Source organism: Haloarcula sp. JP-L23 (assembly GCF_011602445.1).
Lineage (GTDB): Archaea > Halobacteriota > Halobacteria > Halobacteriales > Haloarculaceae > Haloarcula > Haloarcula pellucida.
The window spans coordinates 333,539-355,823 of sequence record NZ_CP050016.1; the positions used below are offsets into that span (position 1 = coordinate 333,539).

Sequence of the window (22,285 nt, forward strand, 5' to 3'; positions counted from 1 at the left end):
AGGGAGAACCAAGCAGTGCCTTCTGAGGCGGTACACAAAACAGCTAAAGTCCCACTTCGGAAATTCCTGTGTCCTTCGCTGTAGGGGAAGTCAACAAATGTATTGTTGTGATGGATCCTAAGGTGGATCTGTGAGTAAGGATAGGCGCAAACATCTTCTCGATGCGCCCCCTAGCGCTAAGCTCGTCTATAAAACGTTAGAATACGAAGGCGAGCTAACACAAGGCCAGCTATCTGAGGAAACCTTACTCCCCACCAGAACCGTCAGATATGCGCTGAAAGAGCTGATGGACAGAAATGTAGTCGAAGAACAGATGTACTTCGCCGACGCGCGTAAACGCCTCTACTCAATCGCGATACCAGACGAGGCCTCTGACGCTACGGAGTAGTCATCTAAACCAACGCCTATACGAGAGAGAACATGTGAATCGTGTCTCGAACTCAGCAATCCGACCTGCTATCCGCGAGCATCTGTTATACGGACAGTTATGGTATCATTCCTATCAACCTTTGTGAACAAACACAAGTGACAATGTCACAAAGTGTGAGGCTCGTTCGAGAAAGCTTCGATGCACCGTCGGTTGCGGTAATCCAGGCTGTCTCCAGCCGTGAGGACGTCGACGAATCCGAACTCCCCGCACTGCAAGGTACCATCGACACCGATGCCCTTGATGCTCTGTTCACGAACTGGCCAGACCAATCCTCACAATTGGACAGACACGTACGGTTTCAGTACTGTGGATACACCATTTTCGTCCATTCAGACGGGTATGTGACCACCGAGACAGTGTGAACTCCGATAGTGACTCACTAGGTATAACACGGATACGTCTGCTGTTGTGTGTCTCATACTTCATGTACTATGACAGGTAGGCATATCTTTTTAAATATGGGTACAGGTAATCAAACACTTAGGGACAGTACAGCCACAACGCGAGGGTTTGAGCTCATGTCTGCCACACATCCCGGAACCGATCGAGCCGCGACGTGGGTACAGCCAGACCAAATCCAGCGGTTGCGGACAGGCTGTTACGACGAGCAATTTCAGCCACGATTCCGACAACGGAACGAGGCGGTCATCACGCTGCTGTACGACGTTGGTCTCCGCGTCAGCGAACTCGTCGACCTCGACGTCGACCACCTCGACCTCGACAGCGACGAACTGTCTCTGCCGGATGTCGAACAACCACAGACGACACACACGAAATCGGTATCGAATACGGCCATAGAACTGGATCCCGCTCACTCACTCGGGACGATCCGTCTGCTCAAATCGTATCTCTACAACCGGGACGTCGAGACGGCTGTCCTATTCCCATCCCGAGAACAGGACCGTTTGACACCCAAAGCGATTCGCGATATCGTCTCCAAGACCGCTGAAGCTGTTTCGATTCGCCCTTATGCGCTCACTGGTCGAGGCGATACGTCTGACGTGTCGCCACAGACACTCCGGCATGGAACTGCCTGGCGACTACTCAACGCCGAAGAGCGACCGATGGCGGCGGTTCAAGAACGACTCCGCCACACTGCTCGTTCCACGACGAGAGAACTCTACGCCCATTTCCAGTCTGGATCGTCTGAACCACTCACTGCTGATAGTGTGGTGGAACATGATCGTCTCGACGACTCCACGCTGATCAACGGGATTCTCGACGCCATCCCCGAGATCGTGTATGTATTCGATACGAACGGCCAGATGCTGTGGTGGAACGAGCGCCTCCCGGTGATGACCGGCTATTCGGATACCGAAATCGCCACGATGCACGCACTGGAGTTCGTCCCCGACAGTGATACGCCACAACTCGCCGAGACGATATCGAACGTCGCCGAACTGGAGACGGTCGAAACGGAGGAGTCACACCTTGTGACGAAGGACGGGACCCACCTTCCGTTCGAGTTCAACGGCGCGCCAATCACCGACGAGGAAGGGACGGTCTGGGGGATCGTTGGGGCGGGGCGCGACATCAGTGCCCGCAAAGCGGCGACACAGGCGGCTGAACGTCAGCGGGAACGATTTGACTTGTTCGTCGACGCGGTTACGGACTATGCGATATGTCTCCTCGACAGTGACGGTCGGATCAGAACCTGGAACAGAGGCGCTGAGCGGATTAAAGGATACTCTGAAACGGAGATACTCGGCAAACACTTTTCGGTCCTCTATCCGGACGAGGCTGTCGAGAACGGCGTTCCGGACGCCCTCCTCGAGGAGGCAACCACCGATGGACGCGTCGAAGACGAAGGCTATCGAGTCCGCAAAGATGGCTCTACCTTCTGGGCGCACATGACCATCACGGCACTCCACGAAAACGGCGAACTGCAAGGATTCGCAAAAGTCACACGCGACATGACAGACCGACGGGAGCGTGAACGAGAGATCGAACACCAACGTGACGAACTGGAGCGGCTGAACCGAATCAACACCGTCATTCGCGACATCGGAAAAGCGCTCGTACAGGCGAGCGACCGAGCCGCAATCGAAGAGGCTGTCTGTGACCGACTGGCGACCGTCGATTCGTACAGCGCTGCCTGGATTGGTGAACCACAGTCTCCGGGTCGGTATCTCACGCCGTGTGCCTGGGCCGGACTCGACGAGGCCGATCTCAGGGAACGACTCGACATGGTGGAAGACGACGACGCGTCGGTATGGCCGTCAGAGCGGGCACTCCAGACACACGATATCTGTGTGGGTCGTGACCGTTCAGTGTGTTCGACGACCGAACCTGCCAGCGACGTTCGCTCGGGAGATGGCGGTAGCGTTCCCATCGGGATTCCGATACTGTATCGGGAGATGCTCTACGGTGTTTTAGTCGTCTATGCCGACGATTCGATATCTATCGGCGAACGCCAGCAGACGGTGCTCGCGGAACTCGGCGAAACGATCGGACATGCGATGGCCGCAGCGAAGCGGAAGGAGGCGCTCGTCGCCGACAGTGTCGTCGAACTCGTATTCGACTGTTGGGATGACGAGCAGTTCTTCGTCCAAGCTGCCACAAAACTGGAGGCAACAGTATCGCTCGAGGGTACCGCGAGACGAGACGACACCTCGTACCTCGAGTACTTTACTGTGACGGGAGCATCACCGACGGCTGTTCTAGAGATCGCGGCACAACTCGAGAGCCACGACCATGCACGAGTAATCGATGAACGGGATGGCGAGTGTCTCTGTGAGATCGGTGTAGACGAGTCGTCGATACGCACGGTGGTTGCGGAGTTGGGCGGGACTGTCACTGAGATGACCGCAACAGATGGAAACGGAACCGTTCGTGTCGAGATCCCACAAACTGCCGAGGTGGGTCGTATAATCGGCGTCCTCGAGACGACGTTGGCAAAGATTGAGCTCCGAGCGAAGCGGACTGTCGACCGACCGATCCAGACTGAACATCAATTCCGATCGACGATGTATGAGCTGTTGACGGACAAACAGCGCAATGCGCTTGAGGCCGCCTATTTCGCCGGCTTCTTCGAACGACCGCGTCTCAGTACCGGGAACGATATCGCGAATTCACTCGGTATCTCTCCCTCGACGTTTCATCAACATATCCGTTCGGGGTTGCAAAAACTCCTCACAGCCTCGGTCGAGGCGACCACAGACGAAGGTCTGTAACTGCCAGTACCGGATTATTGTGGCAACATTGCTACTGGCTTCTAGTGAGTGGTGCAGTGTATGCGAAAGCAAGAGCTCATCCACATCCACTGCTTGCTCGCCGTGACACGTCGACATCTCGCCGAAGGAAACGAGGTCGAAATACCGGCAGCTGCGTTCGAGACATACGATTCACAGGATGTCCGCCCCACGGCGATTGCCAAACGGAAAGACGTTCATGCCGAGGCAATCGGTCATTTGTTGGATGGGTTCGCCGTGACATTCACCGCCCACCGAGGCAGCGCAGACGGGCCGACAGTATCTTCAGAGTCGCCCGGGTCGTCCACATCGAAATCGTAGTCCACCCTCTACCGGACTGGTAAGGTGGTAGCTCTATGCAATGTCACGCCAAAATTGGAAGTGGCCGGTCTGGCAATGTACCTCCCCACACCGGCCGAGTTCCATCCCCACATGCCATCCACCCCTCCCTGCCTTCTTTCTGCTTGGCTCTGTTGAAACCCTCAATCGCTGATAGAAATCGGGTGCTGAATACAGAGGGTGGGTTCAGCATTTTGGCGGTGCTTACAAGATGGGTAGTGACGCTGATGCCAGGCTTAGTCTGTCGAAACCATAGTCCGGAATCCAGGGGTTACGACTGGCTTGCGGCCAGCCCCGTGAGAATTGCTGCTCCGACCGAAACTGCGCCGGATACGATCAGGAGAGATGTGTACCCGAACCCGGCAGTTCCGGCGAGTCCAGCAAACGTAATGGGTCCAGCGAAGCGACCGGAGAATGTGGTACTGTTCCGCAGGCTAAATGCACCCGCTCGGTATTCTTGATCGGTTCGGTCACTTAGAGCCGCATCGACACTGGGTAAGAGCAATCCGATTCCAGCACCCGAGAAGAGGGCCGCGATCACGACGGCCCAGATTAATGTCGTGAACCCGAACATCAGGAATCCGACCCCGTAGCACGCGAAGCCAATGGCAATCATCTGTAGCGATGATACCTTTCGAGCCAGACGCCCGGTTGAGCTCGCAGCGACCATAGAGGTGGCTTCTGCCGCCAGGAGTACGCCTCCGACGAGTACCGGGGTCAATACAGGCTCGAGGAGGAATGGAAGCGCTGTGAAGATGACGCCGAACGCGAGAAACTCCGTGAGAAAGGTGACCCCGAACAGCGCAAGCGTCGGAAGGGTCGTGATGGCGACGAACGCGTCTCTGAGATACGTGACTCCATGGCCGGGGGACGTATGTACTGGCTCCTCGAGTGAAACGAAGACGAACAGTGCAGCGGGAATCGCAACGAAGTACGTGAGGAACGGTGCAAACCATGCCAAAGCCACGAGAAAGCCACCGAGAACAGGAAACAGTGCAGCAGTAGCCGAGAGAACCGCGATATTGACACCGAGAACGGCGGTTCGCTGCGGTCCCTCGAAGGTGTCTCCGAGGATGGTCACGGTGGTGATGAAGATGGCGGCCGCGCCGGTCCCCTGTATCACCCGGAGTGCTAATACGACCTCGAAGGACGGAGCGAAGGCGATCGCACCACCGAGGAGACCGAACGTCCCGAGCCCGGCGACGAGCACGCGCTTGCGCCCGATGCGATCCGCGAGAACGCCCACGAACGGCGAAAGAACGATTCCCACAACAAAGTACCCGCTCACGATCAGACTCGCCTGTGCCTCCGTCAGGGCGAAGGTATCACGGATCACGGGCAGGGCAGGACTGATGAGCGGAACACCGAGGGGGGCCAAGGCTGTACTCAGTAACACGGCCTGCACAGTCCGAGATCTCCATGGAACGTCGCTTCGAGTCGGGATCTCGCTCATCGTGAGCTAAACTACCGATGTGTTACGAGTTCTCTCCGAGCTGCTGTCGTAGTCCTAGCACGTCATCCATCGCATAGGTTTCAGCTATCTGACCATCCTTGAGCCGCAAGATGACGATTCCCGCAGTTTCGATCGTCTTGCCAGTCTGGGGAATACCCATGATTTCGGCTTCGTGCGTTCCCGAAAACCGATACCGAACGACGACCCTGTCGTCAGTGGTAATCAGGTCCCGGATCTCGTTAGAGAGGTCTGGGAATGTCCGATGCCAGTCAGACCACACATTCCGGAGTTCTTCGACGGTGTACTGGTCGTTCGATTGAGCGTGGAGCACGTACTCGCCGCTCACGAGGTCGGTATCGAACACGTACAAGTCACCTTCGTTCCAGACCGCCTTAAAGTACTCTCGGACGAGTCGTTCATTCCGTCCCGTGACCGCCAAATTTCCTGAGTTCTCCTCTTGGTCCTGTGATCGAACAGTCATTAGTCACCACTACGGCGCGGAGCGATGTTCTGGTTGAGCCGGAAGAGATTCTCGGGATCGTATTTCGTCTTGATGTCGACCAACCGGTCGTAGTTGTCTCCGAACAGCAATTCGGCCGGATCCTCTGCAAGTCCCGGAAAATTACCGTACCGTCCGGATGCGACTGGGAGTTCCTCTAGTTCAGCGATTCCCTCACGCGCCCAGCTAATATTAGCGTCGTCGTCATCTGGGTCTTCCCAGTTGGCTTCGAAGTTGAGCATAAACGGCTTGTCCCGGTGCCAGAAGGCGGTGGCATCCTGTGGAACGTCGCCCATAGCCCCGCCAAGGGACCAGAGGTCGATTGTCGAGATAGCCGAAGGTGTCTTCTCGTTGTACCGGAGCATCAGGTCGATGACCTCGTCGGTTACTTCGGTGAGATAGATCGATTTCCAGTAGTACCGCAATCCATCAGGGTAGTCCTCGTCGAATATCGACTGGAGCTCACTGTACGTTACCGGTCCGCTAAAGTCAGCAATCGGTGTGGTATCTCCCCTGAGCGGGTCGAAGAGGTCGTTGTCAGCGTTGATGTCACCGCGGTATGACCCCACGAAGACGACAGCGGGTTCCCCCCACGACTCCTTGGGAAACTCGTCGAGTTCGGGAATGTGTGCAGTGAATGTCAGAACACCGGCATTTCGCGGTGCCGAGTCTGTCCACTCCCGTAACTCATCCAATAAGCTCTCGCCATCGTCGGCGTGGAACCACTCGTAGAACATATACAGTTCAGGACCCACCTCGTGGAGCTCGTATTCGAAGGAGGTGACGACACCGAAGTTCCCACCTCCTCCTCGGACGGCCCAGAACAGGTCTTCGTTCCGATCCTCGCTCGCTGTCAGGACCTGCCCGTCGGCAGTCACTACGTCAACTTCAGTTAGAGCGTCGCACGCGAGACCGTACTCGCGTGTAAGATGCCCGTATCCACCGTTAAGCGTCAGCCCGGCGATGCCGGTCTGAGTGACTGCTCCTAAGGGAGTGGCTAGTCCGAATAGTTGCGTCTCGTGATCGACATCCCCAAGCGTCGCCCCGGCCTGCGCACGAACCGTCCGGTTCTCGCGGTCGACACGAACGCCATTCATCGGCGAGAGGTCAAGCATCAGGCCGCCGTCAGTGACAGCTTTGCCCGCGACGTTATGGCCACCGCCGTGAATCGACACTTCCATGTCGTTCTCGCGGGCGAAATTGACCGCGGCGACGACATCAGCGGTTCCAGTACAGCGTAGGATGAGCGACGGTCTGCGGTCTATCATCCCATTCCACACAGAACGGACGACATCATAGTCATCGTCTTCGGGGAGGAGGATGTCACCCCGGAATTCCGCTCGTAACGCCGCTAACCGTTCTTCGATTTCAAAGACGTCGTTGATCGAGGGGGAGTCGACCATGTACAGGAGAGGACCGGTTTCTCTTGAATAGTAATAAGGTAGCTATTCAGCCACCGGTCAGGAATCTGTCTGGCATATGATTATACCTAATCCTTAACCAATACGGGGCGTCAGCTCAGTCTGCCAGCAGTTCTTCTGAGATATTCCTGCAAGATACGCGCGCTCTATTCAGCACGGGCGGTGAAACCTATCACCGATTGGGGGTTTCAACAAGGCCAGATTTCTTGAGCTAGATCTGTGAGCACCGCTCTACATCCGATCTCTAACGCTTATTTCGATGGTCAACGAATAATCACTATGCTTCAAACGCTGCTGTCGGTAATCGGTCTCGTAATGGTAGGGATTCCACGCAGAATCGTCGAAACTGCGGAGACGGTAGCGTTCGAGAATCCTGAGGACGCCATACTCCGCGGTTGGACGATCCCGATGGCCCGCATCGAAGGGATTGGCTATCTCCTCCTTGTACGCCGGACTGGATTACTCTCTGGTGTCGTAGGCGTGGTGTTTGGCCTGATTGGATCCGTTGCGGCGGTTGCACCGCGTCGGTACCTGAATTTCGGGTTGTCGCTCGCGTACGAGAACCCAGACGACATCTCCGTGAAATCGTGGGTGATCCCGATGACGCGGGTACTTGGAATCACTGCCTTAGTGATGACGGTCGTGTCGCTCCGCGATTCGGACGACCATTGATACTGCGGGATGGATTCAGGGTCCCGAATCATGAGATATGCCTGGTGTATTCGGCAGGTTCTGGAAACCCTACTCAGGGGCTGTCAGTAACCGGCTGCTGAATATAGAGCGTGTATGTAGCAAAGCGGTAACGATTGCGAAGAGCGTTAGCGATTGGTCACAGCAGCGGCGTTTTCGCCTCCATTATGGTCATGGCGTGCCTTGATCGAGTATGGAGTTCGAAAGCGCGATGATCCACTGGCGCGGTGGCGAGGACGAACAGATAGCGTTCGACGTGGAAATTATGGACAACGGCTGGGTCGCGGCGAAGGAGCATCGTGACGACGAGGACCGTGTATTTTTCTCGCCCGGTGAGATAGCGATGATCGAGAAGAACGGTCGGTAATATCAGTCAGTATACTCTAAAATCGTTGTTTTGTGCGTATGTAGGTAACGCCCATTTCGTTGCCGAAGGTAGTGCAAGATTCGCGCCCTGTATGCAGCACGACTTCTACAAACTATCAGGGGCTGAGGATTTCAACAGAGCCGACCGGCGAGCAGGAAGGCCAACCGTAGGTGAGCTGTCTCGGCCTGCTCGATTAGCCGCGACAGTTCGTTGTTAGAGAGTCATACTCGCTTGCTATCGTCATTCTGTAGTCCTTCAGCTTGGTGCACTCGTTCTCCAATTCTATTGCAAGACATCTATATTTCTCGGTAAACTTGGGGATCAGAAGGGGGCAAACCGAGCGAGATTGCACTAGAACACACGCTTCTCGGGCACCAAATTGTGAGGTCTCACATGTTGGTCAGTACAGGGGATAGAGGTAACGCTAGTTACCGACCCGCGTTTCCTCTCACCATATGTCGTTCCATACTTCGGTGAATCGCTTACACTTTCTCACAACGTTCTCGTCTTCATCCCGCTCAAGAACGTCTTTCTCCACTAATTCCGACAGAGAATAGTTAGACCATCGGAGACGGAGTCGCGCAACCTCCTCACAAGCAGACGGTAGATCGTCTCTGACCTCTGTGGATGGAAACATTAGCTAGTCTTGTGCGTAAACTCGAATAAACCCCCTCTTTATTTATTATCGTTACAAAACTCGTAGTTCTGCTCGATACGCAGGTATACCAATCAGACGTTGCAGACGAAATTATCGAGTATTAAACTACGAACTGAACGAGAATGCCCGCTCTCGGATATCGTCCCTTTCTCAACGGAGAAGGGTCGCCGGAGATGGGTATACAAGTGACAATAGCTCTTGGGTTCCTCCAGCGACCCGGATACAAATATAGATGGATAATTAAAAGACATTAGCTACTTACCTAATATACTGGCAACTAAATTGTAGCTAAACCGGCTGAGCGGACGACTGCAACAGAGTGAAGGATTCTCGTGCATCAAAATGTCCTCCTGTGCATAAGGGCACATCAGCGAAAAAACACCGCTACCGTACCCGTACAGCACAGGAAACACTCGACAGGGTGATTGGGTGGTCTCAGAACGGAACGCGGGAGGAATCCGATTTGTGAGTAGTGCCCGTCACCACTCCTCACGTGGCGGGAATTCCTCCCGCAGCGTGGACAGTATCGCATGGGTGCACGCGACTCTTGACTCTTCCTCCCGTATGTGATTTCTCGCCCGCAACTCTCGCATGCTATCTTTGACATCATGTTCCTCATCGGGCCGTTGCCGCACCGATGGCCTACTGTAGAGTCGAGTTTCAAGTGTGTTAAATGTTCACAAACCCACCCATTTAGAATCGGGGGTAAAGGAGAGTACTCACTATGGCTCGCAATATCGGCTACAACTCGTCCCGCAGCCACTGGGACCGCTTCTCCCCAATCCCGTCCACGCGCTGGAGATCGGCCACGCTGTCGAACTCGTCGGCGAGCTCGCGAGAGAGTTCGTCGCCGATACCGTCGACGTCGTCGCACATGTCCCGAATCGTCGTCGCCCGGTCGTCAACGAGGATGCCGAGTCGGCGTTCTAACTCCGCCTCGTCAATCTCGCCGTCGAGATACGCTTGATGCACCTCCTCGACCGGCGACGGGTCCACGTCGTCGCGCTCCAGCCAATCGCTCACTACCTCGTAGGAGCGCCCGACGACGAACACGAGAGCGGAGAGTCCGACCAGCACCGCCCCGAGGTCCGTCATGGCCCGCTATGTCGCCGCCCACAGGCCGGGCACCAGCCCGTCGGTGGTTCGGCCGCGCATCACCTCAGTCGAGCACGTCTCCATCTCCTCGACGTCAACGGCCGCGACACGCCCGGCGAGCAATTTGCCGGACCCTAGTTGGATGTCCCGTGGGCTGTCTGATGGACTCATAGCTCGTCGGCCGTCTGGTTCTCGCCCAGGATGACGTCGACGTCGGCCGTCTCGAAGCCGTCGGCGTCCATGTCCGTCATTCCTCCATCACGTGTGCAAGCTCGCGCTTGCTGACTGTGCGCCCTGCGGCCAAATCGTCGATGGCTCGGAGGACGCCGACCGGGACGGCTGGCCGATAGTCGCCGTTGTTCATACGCCCAGATAGGACGCCGCGTCCTTGGCTATTTCGTCCGTCTTCTGGTCGGTCAGACTGCCTTGCGCGTTCACGATATCGCCGTGCTTGATGGTGAAGACGTACCACGGCGACGCGTAACTGTCGCCGGACGGCCCACCGAACCGCCAGTCGTTGTCCTCGATTTCGACGGCGTCGGGCCGCTGTTTCGACGTGAGCGCGACGACCGAGTACTCCTGCCCGTGGAAGGGATGGGACGGTTCGCTCAGAATCAGGAAAAAGCGGTGCCTCGGCGGCTGTTTGAACGGCGCCGGGTGCTTCACGACGTCGCCACGCTGGAATGGCTGGTTACTCGTCACGCATCTCCCGCGGGTCGACGGCCTCCTCGTCCCAGCCCTCAAACTCGTCGTCGGCGTAGCGGTCGCTGATGGCCTGCATACTCAGCAGCGACCCGGCGAGTGCGGCGACGCGGTCGTCGTCGCCGATGGCCCAGTACGGCTCGGCGTGGCGAACCAGCCCGTCGTCTTCGAGGCGCTTGAGCGTCCCGCGGACGCTCCCCGGCTTGATGCCTGTGCGCTCGGCGATTTCCGAGGGTTTGAAGCCCTGTTCGTCGTGCTGGCCGAGGAACGTGAGGATGCCGTAGGCGTTCGTGTCGGGGTCGAACGCGGGCCCCTCGCCCTCGGTTTGGTCGCTGTAGCTGTCGAAATGGACTGGCATTGTAACCCGTTGTAACTACTACTAACGCATTGTAACACATAGCTGTTCGGGTGGGCGATTGCTAACCAACACCTACGCCAGAATAGACGCATATGTTGGTTAGTAAACCGCGACTGTCGAAACTGTCTCGGAAAAGTCAGACCCAGTCACCGGGGACGCTTTCCACGATTTCCGAGTGAGATTGATACGCCCGGCTGATTGCTTCGACAGCGGCGACGACGTCGCCGGATGCCGGGTCTTCGACTTGGTCGTACAAGAGCAGTCCATGGTCCCCACCGGCCACGAAAAAATCATCGTCGTTCGTAAAGACGACCCAGCCGTTGTCTTCGGCAAACCGTGCTATCTCGACGTCGGTGGCGTCGTGGCGAAGCACCTCGTCCACAGTGGTCGCGGTGATACCATCGACACGCTGGAGCGCCGCTACGTATTTGGCGGGCGCATTCTGGTCGCAGAGAATCCGCATCTACTCAGCGCGGCTGAGGGCGTCGACGGATTGCTGACGTGCCTCTTTCTGTGCCCGTAGCGTTTCCATCAACTCGGGGTGGTCGTCGTAGTACTCCGTGGCCGCTTCAACCTGAGCGATGTCGAGGTCCAGCTGGTCGGCCACCTTTTCGAACGACCACCCAGCTTCGCGAACCAACTCCCCGATCTGGAGGACACCGACACGCGTTCCTTCGAGACGCGGCTTCCCATGCAGCACGTCGGGCGTCTTCACGATGCGGACCGTCGAACTCATGCTACCACAGCATACTATACCTGCGCTCAAGAGTGTTCGGACCGTTCTGGGCGCTCGCTGTCGGCAAGCATCCGCTCGACGTCCCAGTCGACCTCCTCGGCCAACTCCCTGAGGTCTTCGACAGCCTCGGAAGCGGACGTTTCGCTGGCGGCTGCCCGCGAGTAGATTTCTGCCGTTTCCTCGCACATACACGAATTGTGGGACTTCGTCGGCATAGAGGTTCGGCAACACCGTGTCACCATACGCCGCCCTATACTGCTAACCAACACTCGCCCCGAATCACCCCGTTCTGTTGGTTAGAGAATATCGTAGTCGCCGTCCGCGTCGACGTCATCCCACTGCTGTGCGGCGCGTCGAAGCGCCATCTTGTGCTCGGCCGTGTTCAACATTCGACTCTCCAACGTCTCTAACGCTGACGCGATTTCTGCCTCCTCTTCGGCGACGTAATACCCGTTTCCGCCACCCATGACTGGAATCCGAACGAGTTGAACTCTTGTCCGATCTTCCCTATGCGTATCCAACGGGGCCGTGGTAACTCAACCCTCGGAAGTGTTATCCGCGCAAGGGGACTATCATTGTTTGTAATGGCAAACGGTAAAGTTGACTTCTTCAACGACACTGGCGGCTACGGTTTCATTTCGACTGACGACGACGATGTAGACGACGACGAGGACGTTTTCTTCCACATGGAGGACGTTGGCGGTCCGGACCTCGAGGAGGGTCAGGAAGTCGAGTTCGACATCGAATCATCCCCAAAGGGACCCCGCGCGACGAACCTCGTCCGCAAATAACGACTGATTTCGTCCGTCGTTTGTAGCGATGGCCGGAAATTCGCTCTTCCAGACATTTTCACGCCGTAGCAACTGCTCTGTATCGATTAATAGGGTTGTCACTGCCCGGCAAGCTCGTTCCGCTCACGAAGGATCGTGTTTCGTAAGCGAGGCAAGTAATGGGTGAGGTTCGTCGTTGTCAGTATCCCGACGAGGTGACCATCATCGACGACAGGGAGTCGTCGAATCGAATGCTCTTTCATGAGCGTGGCTGCAGTATGGATGTTCGCCGTGCTGTTGATAGTAATGACCGGCTTGGACATGAACGCGCTCACGGGGACTGACACTATCTCTGCCCCACTCGCAACTTGCTGCATGATGTCTGCCCGAGTCACGATCCCGATGAGGTCATCCGTCTCAGACGAAACAACGACCGCTGAACCGATGTCATACTCTGCGAACAGCTTGGCAACTGTACATGCAGTCGTCTCCGCAGTGATCGTCCGAACCGAGCGTGTCATCACGTCCCCGACAGACTGATCAATCATACTATAGCTACCCCGAGGAAGCTGTAAAAGACACCGGTTATTCCCAGGTCGACTGGCCGAATAGTTCAGTAAAAATTGATTGATACAAATCTCCTCCTCATGATGAATAGGTCCTCTGCACTGACCGATTCACAATTTGTTCAACAGGGCGTTGCCGTCGATCAAGGACCAAACGCTTAGGTACTACACCACGTAGTACTTCGTATGAGTACCGACACAGACGAGAAAACCACGCGCATCACACGGAAGGGACAGGTCACCATCCCGAAGGAGCTGCGAGAGGAGTTTGGTCTCGAGGAGGGCGACGAACTCCGGTGGGAGAAGACTGAGGACGGTATTCGGATCCGGAAGGTCACACAGTCGGCCGGGCGCGGGATGCTCGTCGACGACGACGTCTCCGAAGCAAAGCGTGAGGAAATGGTCGAGGAGATGGAAGCCGAAATCCGGGACAAGCGTCGGTCGGAGTGGCAGCCGGAATGACACGCTACACCGCCGACGGCGTTGCGATGGCACGGTACCTCGTCGACTGCCTCCCGACGGCTGCGGACGAGGCTTTCGAGCGGGCCGAACAGGGCGTCGACGTGATCGAGGCGCCGACGGTGGCCGTGAGCGAGGCGATCTGGACAGCAGTCAACAAAGGAACAATCGCTGGCGTTGAGGTCGACACAACACCGAACGCGGTACTACGTGGGCTCGTGCATGACGGACCCGTCCAGATCGCGCCGGCCGATGAGCAGGACCTCGCTGTCTACGGGAGCCTCATCGACCACCACACGCTCCACGACGCGCTGTTGATTGCAAACCATCGCGTACGGGGGACGGACGCTATCATTTCGAACGACGGCGAGTTCTCATCTGAATCGGTAATTTGGGCTGTCGACACCTGAGCTGCCTCATCGGAGACTGGAAGCAAGTGCGGCGAGCCGCACAGGTGATTCAAGAATGTGTCGACTGTGGCTGTCGACATGCCTATCCAACTACGACGCTTGCAACCCCTGATACGCCAGCACAACGCCGATGACAAAGACGATCGTCGCCAGATAGATCGGGCCAAGGTGTGTCAGCCAATTGTGAGCGAACGCGTCTGCTGTGTAGTGCATCGGTAACGCGAGTGCTAAGCCGACGACAGCGGCAACGACTGCGGTCGCCCATGCCCAGGTGAGTCGCTGGCGAACCCCGTACCACGAGAGGGCTGTGACTGCGATACCTGTCGAGATGATGAATGCAGCGGTCGCAACGTGGAGGTGACTAATGTAGTATGCCACCGTCGGGCTCAGATCGGCCTTCGTCATGCCATCTAACGTACTCACCCCGAGTTCGAAGCCACTCCCCACGAAGTTCAGGACTAGAAAGACGATGCCGTAGCCGATGAACGCAACGCCTGCTAGAGCCATCAACGAGGACCCGTTCCGCAGCCGTGATTCGTATTTGGTCTGTTCCTCTCCGCCGACAGTCGGTTGTTCGGTTGCCATGGTGATCACACCTGGTGCTGCGCGTTCGATACCGACGAACGCTCCACGTTGGATTCGACCTCCGTCATGGTGGGTGTTATCATGACATGGTATTGTATAGTGTATCTGTAATGCTCAGATAAGACAGTTGACATGCTATATATTCATTACTCCGTCACCAAGGTACGTTGACTGTCTTGGCAAACTTTCGAACATGTAGTATCAAAATTATCTAATTACCAACAAATACTGGACCCAGCACTCGTTCGTCGCCGGCGTCGACAGTGGCGTAGGATAAACACTGGGACAAGCCCTCGAAGAACTCGTTGTCATCACGCGCAAAGCCGACAGAGAGGTCCGATTATGTACTCAGATTAGAGAGTATACCTGACAATACCTACTAATATTGTGTGGCCCGACACATCAATTAATTACTACCCATCCCCTGACGCGTGATGCCAGATAACTCACATCGGGTGGCAGGCATCGGCCATGTCGGTATCCCGCCGGCGCTTCGGCAGCGGGTGGCTAACCTCTGTCCCACCCCGCAACCCGCCGGACTCCAGCTCGACGATGACCGGGACGGTGCTGCTGTTGCCGGTCACGAAACCCCGCTTCGTCGCTTGTTCGCGAACGTCGCCGTCCGCGCTGAGTCAGTCACGATGCCGACGAACACGGGTGTCGTCGCAAGCCCTGCACTCCCCGTATTGGGGTATCCTTCTCTCGATGCGTCTCAACGTTGAACTTGTGCATTCTCATAGGTCAAACAAGCTCCGTCGCTGCTCCGCCTTCTGTCGCGAACTCCACCGGTCGTAGTGCTTATCCAGAACGTCCTCGTTCGCGTTCATCCGATCCTCGTTCGCCAGTCGGTGAGCAGTTACCCGACCACTCCGCACGTCATGGGGCGACCGCGCCGGCGGTGACTCGTCGGCGTCCGACCCTTCTCACCCTACCTGCTCCCGACAGACCGATGGTGTGCTCTTGCCTCGCTAGTCTGTGGGATACCCAATAAAGTTATTACTCAGCTTTGCACGTTGAAGTAGGAGCGTGACGTAGGCGGTGGTAAGGACGGATGATGCCGATTATGGACTTCTCTGCGTATGGTGGTTGAGATGCCGAAACTCAGTTGGTGGTTGCCGTCCTCACTATCGATACATGATGGATCAATTCCCGTCTGCGTCACGCACGTGGCTGTTCGGCCGTGATCGGACCAGAACGCGGTGGTTCATCACGAGCGCCGTCGGCCTCTGCGGCCTGACAGCTGGATTTGCCGCACTCGGGAACGTGCTTCTCTCGGAATGGCCACGATTGTATGCACACCTCGTGATCGAATCGATCGCGGTGTTCGTGTTCGTCAGCACTGTCGGACTGGCGATCGCCAACGCGTACATGAATGATGGCGTCCTCACAAGCACGCTACTGATCATCGCCCCGGTGATGGGGCTGTTCATCTATCTTTTCGTCAGAGCCACAGCACTCGGCACTACCATGCTTGCTCCTCTCACACTCGACTCGATGCTCCATCTCGGAGCGGGAATCGGGGCGATCTGCCTCGGCAGCTATCTGCTCGGTATCTTGTTGTACCTCCAGCAGACGCCGGATTTCTACTGAGGACACAGCTTTGCACGTTACCGGCAACGAAGTCCATAATCAGCATCAACAGTTGTTGCCATCCTCTACATCCCTTCCACTTCAACGTGCAAAGCTGAGGTTATTAGATAAATAGTTGTTGGTAATACGATTTCTTTATTCAGCCGCACCGCTGTATTTTTCTCGCCCGATTCAACCTGATTCTGGTGTTGCATTGGTAGCCTGTTAGTCATTATTTCTCTGATTCTTGATACTGTTCGCCGAGGGGCTTCAACCGCAGTTCGCCGAAGTCGTATCGAGAGTGTGAGCCGACTCGCATGAGACCGGGCGGTCGCCGAGGTATTTCACGACCTGTCCGTGACCGACCGTCTCCAGCCGAAACACCTCGCGTTGCTCCAGTATCTTCCTCTCGCGGAGCCGGAGATCGCCGCGGTTCTCGGCCCACCACCACGGGACAGTCCGGTCGTTCGCCTCCGGATACTCGTAGTGATTCGCAGAAGTATTCGTACGTTTCCATGTAGCAGAATCTTGACCAACAGAGATCGGTGTGACCGACTCAGAGGCTAAATGCAGCACAGTCGTGTGAGTTGGGTTCACCGGGTTCGGCACTAGATTGCGAGTAGAACGAGTCCGCTCAGTACAACGATGCTTAGCACGATGGTAACAAGTCGTCCGAGGTGATATGTGCCTAAGAGCCACGCCAAAGCTGCCTTGACGATGGTGTTTGCGATGGCCGCGATGATGATGCCCGTAGTCGCAACCTGCGTCGAAATCGTACCATCAGCCGCAAGTTTGCTCAACGTAATAGTTATCGCATCGACATCTGCCAGACCAGAGAGGAACGCGGTGGCGTACACGCCCGAAGTGCCGAGCCACTCGTGTGCGGATTCAGAGACGAGGAGCACAATCGCGAAGATCGCCCCGAAGAGGAGTGCCGGCCGAAGCCGAAACGGGTTTTTCAACTCGCCGGGTTCGACGGTGTCAGCGGACCTAGTCCGCCAGTAGAGTGCTCCAGCAGCAACTATCCCCACAACGGTCATAACTCCCAGCGGAATAGCTGCATGCGGGAGCAGTTCCGGGTTGACGACCGCAACCTCGATGAGCGCCCGCGGGAACATCACGATGGACGCGGTGACGACCGCGAACGCGCAGACGTGATACAGCGTCTCGTTCTGCACCGTCTTCTCCGCCATCGACACGGTCGTCGCCGTCGAGGAAACGAACCCACCGATGATGCCGGTGACCGCGATACTCTGTTCCGGCCCGAGGAATTGCGCGAGTACGTACGCCACGAACCCGAGCCCGGTGACGAGCACGACCATCAACCAGATGAAACGGGGATTGAGACCGTAGAGGACGTCCAGGGAGCGGTCTGGGAGCGCCGGTAGCACAACGAGGACAACGAGGATGAACTTCACCGACGCCATGCGTTCAGTGTCTTCGATCTGGTTGGCGAACTCGTGGAGTGGATCTTTGACCGAGAGCAACACCGTAGTGGCACCGCCGACGATGATGGCTACAACAGCGCCGGTATCGGAATGCATCGCCGTTGCACCCAGGATGGCGGTGAGCAGGGCAGCCATCAGCGTCGTCAGACCGATATCCTGCTCATACCAGATTTTCCCCGCATATGCGACGGTCAGTGGGACCACGAGCACACCGATGGCAAGCGAAAGGATACTCGGGAAGAATGCCGTGACAAGCGCCCCATATAGTGCAAACAGGGGGAAAGTACGGCTCCCGGCGAACGTCCCCCCTGACCCACTTTGCTCTCGTTCTAACCCAATCAGAGCACCAAGTCCAACACCAACGAAGAGATGTAAGAGAACTTCGACGAGTGGATCGGTCACAGGATCGACCATCGACCAGAGATTCGTTTAGGTACACCGTCAAACTACGGGACTACAGAACTCAAATAAACACAACCATCGCACGATGGCTGCCGTCTCTGAATCAGAATCTCGCGTCCTCGAACCGCACATCCCCAGCGGCGAACGGTTGATCGAGGCCCACACGGCCGAGAATCGAACCGTCGCCGTCACCGACCGCCGCGTCATCGAACTCCAGCACGAACAAGACGACAAGAGTCAGAACACCGCTCTCGAAAGCGTCCTACTCACCACGGACTACGTCGTCGGTACGGAGTACGGCCGGAACGAGGACACGGAAACCCCACTCGTGGAGTGGCTTGTCGGTGGGCTGCTGGCAATCCTCGGCCTCACCGCGGTGGTCGTCGGCGGTGAGACGATCTCGTTGGTCATCGGCATCGGGCTTATCCTCGGCGGCGTCGCCGTCATCTACGTCTCGCAGGCCCAGACCAGTGGTGAGGTCTCGGCAACGGTCCACCGCGCCTGCAGTCGCGGGCGCGGTCCCCACAGACCGCATCAACCCAATATCGTTGACGTAGTCTAGATTCGTCAACCCGAGAGTGAGCTATCTTCCTGACTACCCGGCACCACCACCCGAACAGACCCGATTATGTGGAAATTATCGATCTATTCTCAGAAAACCTTTTGTAGTGAATTTCAGGAAACTTTCTGTCAGATAGCGATTACATATTCTCCAAGATGGATTTCTCCTGCTACTGTAGGCACGACCAGCCGTATCGCCAAAGTGGACACGAGTACGCGTCGGTGTTTTCGACGGTCAAAGCGGGAGGTGGTTCTGGAGATAGTCGGTGAGAGACGTCTCGCCGGTACGAAGCCAGTGCATCTCGTGTGTCTGCTTCTTCCCAGCGCTCAGAAATGGCGCAGTCTTCTCTGGACCCTCGTAATATGCTTCAACCGCATACATGAGGTTCGTGCGTGCTGCTTTCTCGAAATCCCCGACGCCTCGACAGTCTGTTTCGGGATCGATAGCGACCCACGTCGTTGCCTCCGACCCTCTGGGAAGGAGATCGCCCGGTTGACGCATCACCTCAGCCCGTTCAAAGACAGTGTTTGGGTCCATGCGTGTAACTAGCCTGGAGGGTACAATATCTGTTCCCTCCCTAGTGGCTGCGACTCAAGTGCCTCACGACCGTCCAAGATTGCACTGTGTAGAGACTGAACATACTAGTGAGGATATCCACGGGGTACGGTCTATCTTCTGAGTCGACGCTGTATAATCGGATTCAGGACCGATTTTGAACTGTCCGTCCACGTGAGTCTTTAACACAGAGGGCACTGATTCTACAGTAGGTCGTTGGTGCGGCAACGACTTGCCGAGGAACACTATGTCAAAGATAGCATGCGAGAGTTGCGGGCGAGAAATCACGTACGGCAGGGACAAGCAAGAGCAGCGTGCGCCCATGCGGTACTGCCCGCGTTGTGGTGAGGAGTTCCCGCCACGGGAGGAATGGTGACAAACAGTACTCGCTGATAGATTCTGCACACCTTCTCAACGACTCCCTGAACACAGAGTCAGCCTCGATAGAGTACCCGATCGACTTCGAGTAGTGCCTGCAGAATTACACTCCAGCAGAAGCGGATAAGTCGGAGATAGGGGTTGCCACCTCGTCATGGTTTTTGTGTAACCGAGTGTGTCCTACAGCTGTTCTCACACCCTGACCTTCAGCAGTTAGCGAATGCTCATTACCAACCTCTGTATCTACGGATAGAGAAAGCTCGGCACCACTGGTATGAGTTCTATTCTACGGTACCCTAAACCGCTTCCGTAAACACCTCTTTCCCGGGTGACGATCACCAGACAAAGGCACGCATCAACAGAACAGTCCAAGATGTTCTCAAGATATCTAAAGCTAATCTTTAATCAACCAAGGTGTCAGTTACTATCTGGAGCGGGAGAAATCCGTGCCTCTGACCTTGAACGGGGATGGACCGGATCATAGAGGGCTTCGGAATCCACCACCTCACCCGCTCCGTGTCATATTCCTCAGAGAAGACCACTGGCAGTCCACTCTCGTTGCGTCGGGCTAAGACCGTACCGCTCGCACTTTCTGTAGACCTCCAAGCAAGAGACTGTATTCGGCAGTGAGAGAGCCGCTACGTGATTTACATCTCGGTAACGTCACTGGCTTTGATGTCCGCTTGCGCCCCACAAACACCAAAACCTCTCCACTCTCCATTGCCGCTAAGGCGGGCGATTTTTGCCATCAAAACAGCAAGAAATTCTCCTGCCTCACCCTTCTTAGTTGACACGATCTGTTGTAGACTCCAAAGGGCTTTGACTCACACCAACCAATTGCTTGATGGGAGATACCATATGTCACGTGACGACCTCATGCGCGCCGTCAAAGCGGTGGAAGCAGCCAGTGATGCGGTAGCGGACCCAGCGGTTCGTGAGCGGTTAGACCAACTCGCGGAGCACCTGCGTTTGCAAGCCGAACGAGACGGGACACCCGCCCTTGGCGCGCTCGACCGGATCCAGTACGCACTCCACGATATCGCCACTCACACCAACGACTCTGTCACGACACAGGTGGAGCACAGCCGTGACCTCATTTTCGATTTCCTCGAAACGCTCGACGACCGGGGAATGACACAACACGGACTGCCCGTCGAAACACACTCGAACGAGTCGGAGTGAACTCTCTCGCTGTGTCTGACCGAACCGAGGTCCACCATTCCATTCAGAGGACGGTCTTCTACTCACTACCAGAGGGATGCACATCAGGTCGCCGATTAACTCTGTGGCTGGCAGGATGTGTGGGTGATTTTCTATAGAGAGGTCAGTCAGCATTCGCACGATCCACACGCAGATTGACACCAACTTGTTCTGGCAGCATGAGCCCGATTGTGAGTGTCAACGGTTCCTGGCAATCCTCACAGTCGAGTTGAACGTGGACTTCGTCGGTCCCGGGCTCTGCTGCTGTGAACTCTCCCTCTAGGGCCGTCTCACAGACCGGACATGTAATATGAGCTTCCACCGGAGTTGACATATTACACTCTTCTTCTCTGTACGCAGTGTGATAAACGTCACTCAAGCGGCAGTCTGTCAGTCATAGCTCACCAGTGAGAAGTCTCCTCTCGTCGAAACTGCAGCAACACCGGACTTGGCGAGTACCACTTCACGTCTCAGGCGTGTTCTTCGCGTGGTCAAGTCCCCACGAAAAAAGAGTGACCCAGGAACTCTTTTCTGCGGGATAGCAGGTCTCCGACGGCTGAACCACTCCGACTTCAGGACTGGACAAACAGTTATTCTTCGTCGGTTTCCTCTGCTGCTGCCTGTATGTCGTGAATTTGCTTCTGAACATCTTCGATCTGTGCTTGGAGCTCCTCGACTTGCTCGCCGACCTGCTCGACAGTGTCGACCGACTGAGTTTCAAGTTCTTCGTGGGCTTCGACCAACAGTTGGATTTGCTCGTCCAGCGCATCGAGGGCGTCGGCGGTCAGTTCGTCGTAGGCCTCGGCACCTTCCTGAAGTTCAGCATCGACGTTCTCGAACACGTCGGCATGATTCTCTAACAAGACATCGTACTGGTCGTCGACGGCCGTCCGAAGCTCGTCGACGGATGTCTCGATGCCGGGAACAGTCGCCTCGACGGCATCGAGGTAGCTGTGGAACGCTGTCTGCGAGAATTCGACACCGCGGCGCTGGGCCGAACCCTGTCTATCGAGACTGTCGATGACAGCTTTGTTGAGGGTCTGCTGGAAGGCAACACTCTGCTCGAGGGCCTTCTGGCTCTGTTCGACGGTCGTACGTTGCATCTCGAATACGGTCGTAACGGGGGTCATGTAGTCTGCCATTGGTGGTTACTCTGAGTTGGTTGTCGTGACCGGGAAGACGATAGCCTGAACGAGATCGTCCTCATTGATGCCGAGTGCTTCGCGCTCCGCATCGGGGATGCTGATGCGTCCACCACTCTGGACGCGCGTCTTGAACGTCGCTGTCTGCCGCAGTGCGCCGAGCTGGTTCATATCGATGGTCGGCATGTCGCCGCCGGTGAGCATCTGCCTCAGCAACTGTTGCTGTTGTTCCGCCGCGTTCTCGCTCGCTTGTTGTACCCCCCTGAACATCGGGGGCCACAGCAGGCTGTTGTCCTCCTC

The 22,285-nt window shown here is 56.4% G+C and carries 29 protein-coding genes and 2 pseudogenes; 12 read left to right on the forward strand and 19 right to left on the reverse strand.

The features are described from left to right. Positions 1 to 130 precede the first annotated feature (130 nt). The 4 genes from G9465_RS22915 to G9465_RS22930 all read left to right on the forward strand — a co-directional run bounded on the left by G9465_RS22915 (position 131) and on the right by G9465_RS22930 (position 3,942). A complete protein-coding gene (locus G9465_RS22915; RefSeq protein WP_166975023.1) occupies positions 131 to 388 on the forward strand; it encodes a winged helix-turn-helix transcriptional regulator in 258 nt (85 codons plus the stop codon). A gap of 143 nt (positions 389 to 531) precedes the next feature. Beyond that, positions 532 to 792, forward strand: a complete 261-nt coding sequence (locus G9465_RS26510) for a HalOD1 output domain-containing protein (protein ID WP_227015833.1) — start codon at positions 532 to 534, stop codon at positions 790 to 792. Between the two features lie 156 nt (positions 793 to 948). Next, complete coding sequence (locus G9465_RS22925; RefSeq protein WP_166975029.1) at positions 949 to 3,603, forward strand: bacterio-opsin activator domain-containing protein; 2,655 nt, start codon at positions 949 to 951, stop codon at positions 3,601 to 3,603. 60 nt (positions 3,604 to 3,663) lie between these two features. Then, complete coding sequence (locus G9465_RS22930; protein WP_166975031.1) at positions 3,664 to 3,942, forward strand: UPF0058 family protein; 279 nt, start codon at positions 3,664 to 3,666, stop codon at positions 3,940 to 3,942. Between the two features lie 289 nt (positions 3,943 to 4,231). Here the strand turns inward: G9465_RS22930 and G9465_RS22935 are convergent, their stop codons facing one another. Genes G9465_RS22935 through G9465_RS22945 form a run of 3 tightly spaced genes read right to left on the reverse strand, consistent with a single transcriptional unit; the run spans position 4,232 to position 7,315 of the window. Further along, positions 4,232 to 5,413 (reverse strand): MFS transporter, encoded by a 1,182-nt coding sequence (locus G9465_RS22935; protein ID WP_166975034.1) that lies wholly within the window; start codon positions 5,411 to 5,413, stop codon positions 4,232 to 4,234. A 22-nt stretch (positions 5,414 to 5,435) separates the two neighbouring features. Beyond that, complete coding sequence (locus tag G9465_RS22940; RefSeq protein WP_227015834.1) at positions 5,436 to 5,894, reverse strand: ester cyclase; 459 nt, start codon at positions 5,892 to 5,894, stop codon at positions 5,436 to 5,438. Further along, positions 5,894 to 7,315: an FAD-binding oxidoreductase gene (locus G9465_RS22945; RefSeq protein ID WP_166975043.1), complete on the reverse strand. Its 1,422-nt coding sequence runs from the start codon at positions 7,313 to 7,315 to the stop codon at positions 5,894 to 5,896. The genes G9465_RS22940 and G9465_RS22945 overlap by 1 nt, the downstream gene beginning before the upstream one ends. A 297-nt stretch (positions 7,316 to 7,612) precedes the next feature. Here G9465_RS22945 and G9465_RS22950 point away from each other — a divergent pair, with 297 nt between their 5' ends. After that, the gene (locus tag G9465_RS22950; RefSeq protein WP_166975046.1) at positions 7,613 to 8,005 is read left to right on the forward strand and encodes a hypothetical protein; all 393 of its coding nucleotides are present in this window, start codon (positions 7,613 to 7,615) and stop codon (positions 8,003 to 8,005) included. A 211-nt stretch (positions 8,006 to 8,216) separates the two neighbouring features. Continuing rightward, positions 8,217 to 8,390, forward strand: coding sequence for a hypothetical protein (locus tag G9465_RS22955; protein WP_166975049.1), 174 nt, complete (start codon positions 8,217 to 8,219; stop codon positions 8,388 to 8,390). Between the two features lie 1,399 nt (positions 8,391 to 9,789). Here G9465_RS22955 and G9465_RS22960 read toward each other — a convergent pair. From G9465_RS22960 to G9465_RS22995, 8 genes are all read right to left on the reverse strand, one after another. Further along, entirely contained in the window at positions 9,790 to 10,143 is a 354-nt protein-coding gene (locus tag G9465_RS22960) for a hypothetical protein (protein ID WP_227015835.1), read from the reverse strand. 6 nt (positions 10,144 to 10,149) lie between these two features. After that, complete coding sequence (locus G9465_RS22965; protein ID WP_166975052.1) at positions 10,150 to 10,314, reverse strand: hypothetical protein; 165 nt, start codon at positions 10,312 to 10,314, stop codon at positions 10,150 to 10,152. 189 nt (positions 10,315 to 10,503) lie between these two features. Next, complete coding sequence (locus G9465_RS22970) at positions 10,504 to 10,845, reverse strand: hypothetical protein (protein WP_166975055.1); 342 nt, start codon at positions 10,843 to 10,845, stop codon at positions 10,504 to 10,506. Then, a complete protein-coding gene (locus G9465_RS22975; RefSeq protein ID WP_166975058.1) occupies positions 10,835 to 11,203 on the reverse strand; it encodes a MarR family transcriptional regulator in 369 nt (122 codons plus the stop codon). Before G9465_RS22975 ends, G9465_RS22970 begins: the two co-directional genes overlap by 11 nt. 136 nt (positions 11,204 to 11,339) lie before the next feature. Continuing rightward, a complete protein-coding gene (locus G9465_RS22980) occupies positions 11,340 to 11,666 on the reverse strand; it encodes a DUF5615 family PIN-like protein (RefSeq protein ID WP_166975061.1) in 327 nt (108 codons plus the stop codon). Then, positions 11,667 to 11,939, reverse strand: coding sequence for a DUF433 domain-containing protein (locus G9465_RS22985; protein ID WP_166975064.1), 273 nt, complete (start codon positions 11,937 to 11,939; stop codon positions 11,667 to 11,669). 26 nt (positions 11,940 to 11,965) lie between these two features. Next, a complete protein-coding gene (locus tag G9465_RS22990; RefSeq protein WP_166975067.1) occupies positions 11,966 to 12,127 on the reverse strand; it encodes a hypothetical protein in 162 nt (53 codons plus the stop codon). Positions 12,128 to 12,235: 108 nt separating this feature from the next. Next, positions 12,236 to 12,406: a hypothetical protein gene (locus G9465_RS22995; protein ID WP_166975070.1), complete on the reverse strand. Its 171-nt coding sequence runs from the start codon at positions 12,404 to 12,406 to the stop codon at positions 12,236 to 12,238. Positions 12,407 to 12,523: 117 nt separating this feature from the next. Between G9465_RS22995 and G9465_RS23000 the strand changes: the two genes are divergently transcribed. Next, positions 12,524 to 12,730 (forward strand): cold-shock protein, encoded by a 207-nt coding sequence (locus G9465_RS23000; RefSeq protein WP_006108718.1) that lies wholly within the window; start codon positions 12,524 to 12,526, stop codon positions 12,728 to 12,730. Positions 12,731 to 12,828: 98 nt separating this feature from the next. Here the strand turns inward: G9465_RS23000 and G9465_RS23005 are convergent, their stop codons facing one another. Continuing rightward, positions 12,829 to 13,257: a CBS domain-containing protein gene (locus G9465_RS23005; RefSeq protein ID WP_227015836.1), complete on the reverse strand. Its 429-nt coding sequence runs from the start codon at positions 13,255 to 13,257 to the stop codon at positions 12,829 to 12,831. A 204-nt stretch (positions 13,258 to 13,461) separates the two neighbouring features. Here G9465_RS23005 and G9465_RS23010 point away from each other — a divergent pair, with 204 nt between their 5' ends. Both G9465_RS23010 and G9465_RS23015 read left to right on the forward strand, forming a co-directional pair. Further along, positions 13,462 to 13,737: an AbrB/MazE/SpoVT family DNA-binding domain-containing protein gene (locus G9465_RS23010; protein ID WP_166975073.1), complete on the forward strand. Its 276-nt coding sequence runs from the start codon at positions 13,462 to 13,464 to the stop codon at positions 13,735 to 13,737. Next, positions 13,734 to 14,144, forward strand: coding sequence for a hypothetical protein (locus tag G9465_RS23015; RefSeq protein WP_166975076.1), 411 nt, complete (start codon positions 13,734 to 13,736; stop codon positions 14,142 to 14,144). Before G9465_RS23010 ends, G9465_RS23015 begins: the two co-directional genes overlap by 4 nt. A 90-nt stretch (positions 14,145 to 14,234) precedes the next feature. Here G9465_RS23015 and G9465_RS23020 read toward each other — a convergent pair whose 3' ends face one another. Both G9465_RS23020 and G9465_RS25910 read right to left on the reverse strand, forming a co-directional pair. After that, positions 14,235 to 14,729 (reverse strand): hypothetical protein, encoded by a 495-nt coding sequence (locus G9465_RS23020; protein ID WP_166975079.1) that lies wholly within the window; start codon positions 14,727 to 14,729, stop codon positions 14,235 to 14,237. A 734-nt stretch (positions 14,730 to 15,463) separates the two neighbouring features. Further along, positions 15,464 to 15,628: pseudogene (locus G9465_RS25910) on the reverse strand (site-specific integrase); the annotation flags it as partial. A 235-nt stretch (positions 15,629 to 15,863) separates the two neighbouring features. Here G9465_RS25910 and G9465_RS23025 point away from each other — a divergent pair. Further along, a complete protein-coding gene (locus tag G9465_RS23025) occupies positions 15,864 to 16,319 on the forward strand; it encodes a hypothetical protein (protein ID WP_166975082.1) in 456 nt (151 codons plus the stop codon). A gap of 211 nt (positions 16,320 to 16,530) precedes the next feature. Here G9465_RS23025 and G9465_RS25915 read toward each other — a convergent pair. Both G9465_RS25915 and G9465_RS23035 read right to left on the reverse strand, forming a co-directional pair. Next, positions 16,531 to 16,781, reverse strand: a pseudogene (locus G9465_RS25915) (hypothetical protein); the annotation flags it as partial. A gap of 125 nt (positions 16,782 to 16,906) precedes the next feature. Then, entirely contained in the window at positions 16,907 to 18,160 is a 1,254-nt protein-coding gene (locus G9465_RS23035) for an MgtC/SapB family protein (RefSeq protein WP_166975085.1), read from the reverse strand. A gap of 73 nt (positions 18,161 to 18,233) precedes the next feature. Here G9465_RS23035 and G9465_RS23040 point away from each other — a divergent pair, with 73 nt between their 5' ends. Next, a complete protein-coding gene (locus G9465_RS23040; RefSeq protein WP_166975088.1) occupies positions 18,234 to 18,710 on the forward strand; it encodes a hypothetical protein in 477 nt (158 codons plus the stop codon). Between the two features lie 234 nt (positions 18,711 to 18,944). Here G9465_RS23040 and G9465_RS23045 read toward each other — a convergent pair whose 3' ends face one another. Beyond that, entirely contained in the window at positions 18,945 to 19,247 is a 303-nt protein-coding gene (locus G9465_RS23045) for a hypothetical protein (protein ID WP_166975091.1), read from the reverse strand. 1,254 nt (positions 19,248 to 20,501) lie between these two features. Between G9465_RS23045 and G9465_RS23050 the strand changes: the two genes are divergently transcribed. Then, on the forward strand, positions 20,502 to 20,825 hold the full coding sequence (locus G9465_RS23050; protein ID WP_166975094.1) for a hypothetical protein: 324 nt from the start codon (positions 20,502 to 20,504) through the stop codon (positions 20,823 to 20,825). A 608-nt stretch (positions 20,826 to 21,433) separates the two neighbouring features. On the opposite strand, the gene G9465_RS23055 is transcribed toward G9465_RS23050, so the two are convergent. Together G9465_RS23055 and G9465_RS23060 are read right to left on the reverse strand one after the other, a co-directional pair. Continuing rightward, a complete protein-coding gene (locus tag G9465_RS23055; protein ID WP_166975097.1) occupies positions 21,434 to 21,985 on the reverse strand; it encodes a hypothetical protein in 552 nt (183 codons plus the stop codon). A 6-nt stretch (positions 21,986 to 21,991) separates the two neighbouring features. Further along, positions 21,992 to 22,255 (reverse strand): AbrB/MazE/SpoVT family DNA-binding domain-containing protein, encoded by a 264-nt coding sequence (locus tag G9465_RS23060; protein ID WP_166975100.1) that lies wholly within the window; start codon positions 22,253 to 22,255, stop codon positions 21,992 to 21,994. Positions 22,256 to 22,285 lie beyond the last annotated feature (30 nt).

Coding starts and splice junctions, on each gene's coding strand:
- G9465_RS22980 (WP_166975061.1), bottom strand. CDS start 11,666: ATGCGGATTCTCTGCGACCAGAATGCGCCCGCCAAATACGTAGCGGCG.
- G9465_RS22995 (WP_166975070.1), bottom strand. CDS start 12,406: ATGGGTGGCGGAAACGGGTATTACGTCGCCGAAGAGGAGGCAGAAATC.
- G9465_RS23060 (WP_166975100.1), bottom strand. CDS start 22,255: ATGTTCAGGGGGGTACAACAAGCGAGCGAGAACGCGGCGGAACAACAG.
- G9465_RS23040 (WP_166975088.1), top strand. CDS start 18,234: ATGGCTGCCGTCTCTGAATCAGAATCTCGCGTCCTCGAACCGCACATC.
- G9465_RS22975 (WP_166975058.1), bottom strand. CDS start 11,203: ATGCCAGTCCATTTCGACAGCTACAGCGACCAAACCGAGGGCGAGGGG.
- G9465_RS23015 (WP_166975076.1), top strand. CDS start 13,734: ATGACACGCTACACCGCCGACGGCGTTGCGATGGCACGGTACCTCGTC.
- G9465_RS22925 (WP_166975029.1), top strand. CDS start 949: ATGTCTGCCACACATCCCGGAACCGATCGAGCCGCGACGTGGGTACAG.
- G9465_RS23025 (WP_166975082.1), top strand. CDS start 15,864: ATGATGGATCAATTCCCGTCTGCGTCACGCACGTGGCTGTTCGGCCGT.
- G9465_RS22930 (WP_166975031.1), top strand. CDS start 3,664: ATGCGAAAGCAAGAGCTCATCCACATCCACTGCTTGCTCGCCGTGACA.
- G9465_RS22950 (WP_166975046.1), top strand. CDS start 7,613: ATGCTTCAAACGCTGCTGTCGGTAATCGGTCTCGTAATGGTAGGGATT.
- G9465_RS23000 (WP_006108718.1), top strand. CDS start 12,524: ATGGCAAACGGTAAAGTTGACTTCTTCAACGACACTGGCGGCTACGGT.
- G9465_RS23055 (WP_166975097.1), bottom strand. CDS start 21,985: ATGGCAGACTACATGACCCCCGTTACGACCGTATTCGAGATGCAACGT.
- G9465_RS22955 (WP_166975049.1), top strand. CDS start 8,217: ATGGAGTTCGAAAGCGCGATGATCCACTGGCGCGGTGGCGAGGACGAA.
- G9465_RS23050 (WP_166975094.1), top strand. CDS start 20,502: ATGTCACGTGACGACCTCATGCGCGCCGTCAAAGCGGTGGAAGCAGCC.
- G9465_RS23020 (WP_166975079.1), bottom strand. CDS start 14,729: ATGGCAACCGAACAACCGACTGTCGGCGGAGAGGAACAGACCAAATAC.
- G9465_RS26510 (WP_227015833.1), top strand. CDS start 532: ATGTCACAAAGTGTGAGGCTCGTTCGAGAAAGCTTCGATGCACCGTCG.
- G9465_RS22990 (WP_166975067.1), bottom strand. CDS start 12,127: ATGTGCGAGGAAACGGCAGAAATCTACTCGCGGGCAGCCGCCAGCGAA.
- G9465_RS22985 (WP_166975064.1), bottom strand. CDS start 11,939: ATGAGTTCGACGGTCCGCATCGTGAAGACGCCCGACGTGCTGCATGGG.
- G9465_RS22935 (WP_166975034.1), bottom strand. CDS start 5,413: ATGAGCGAGATCCCGACTCGAAGCGACGTTCCATGGAGATCTCGGACT.
- G9465_RS23045 (WP_166975091.1), bottom strand. CDS start 19,247: ATGGACCCAAACACTGTCTTTGAACGGGCTGAGGTGATGCGTCAACCG.
- G9465_RS23035 (WP_166975085.1), bottom strand. CDS start 18,160: ATGGTCGATCCTGTGACCGATCCACTCGTCGAAGTTCTCTTACATCTC.
- G9465_RS22945 (WP_166975043.1), bottom strand. CDS start 7,315: ATGGTCGACTCCCCCTCGATCAACGACGTCTTTGAAATCGAAGAACGG.
- G9465_RS22965 (WP_166975052.1), bottom strand. CDS start 10,314: ATGAGTCCATCAGACAGCCCACGGGACATCCAACTAGGGTCCGGCAAA.
- G9465_RS22940 (WP_227015834.1), bottom strand. CDS start 5,894: ATGACTGTTCGATCACAGGACCAAGAGGAGAACTCAGGAAATTTGGCG.
- G9465_RS23010 (WP_166975073.1), top strand. CDS start 13,462: ATGAGTACCGACACAGACGAGAAAACCACGCGCATCACACGGAAGGGA.
- G9465_RS22960 (WP_227015835.1), bottom strand. CDS start 10,143: ATGACGGACCTCGGGGCGGTGCTGGTCGGACTCTCCGCTCTCGTGTTC.
- G9465_RS23005 (WP_227015836.1), bottom strand. CDS start 13,257: ATGATTGATCAGTCTGTCGGGGACGTGATGACACGCTCGGTTCGGACG.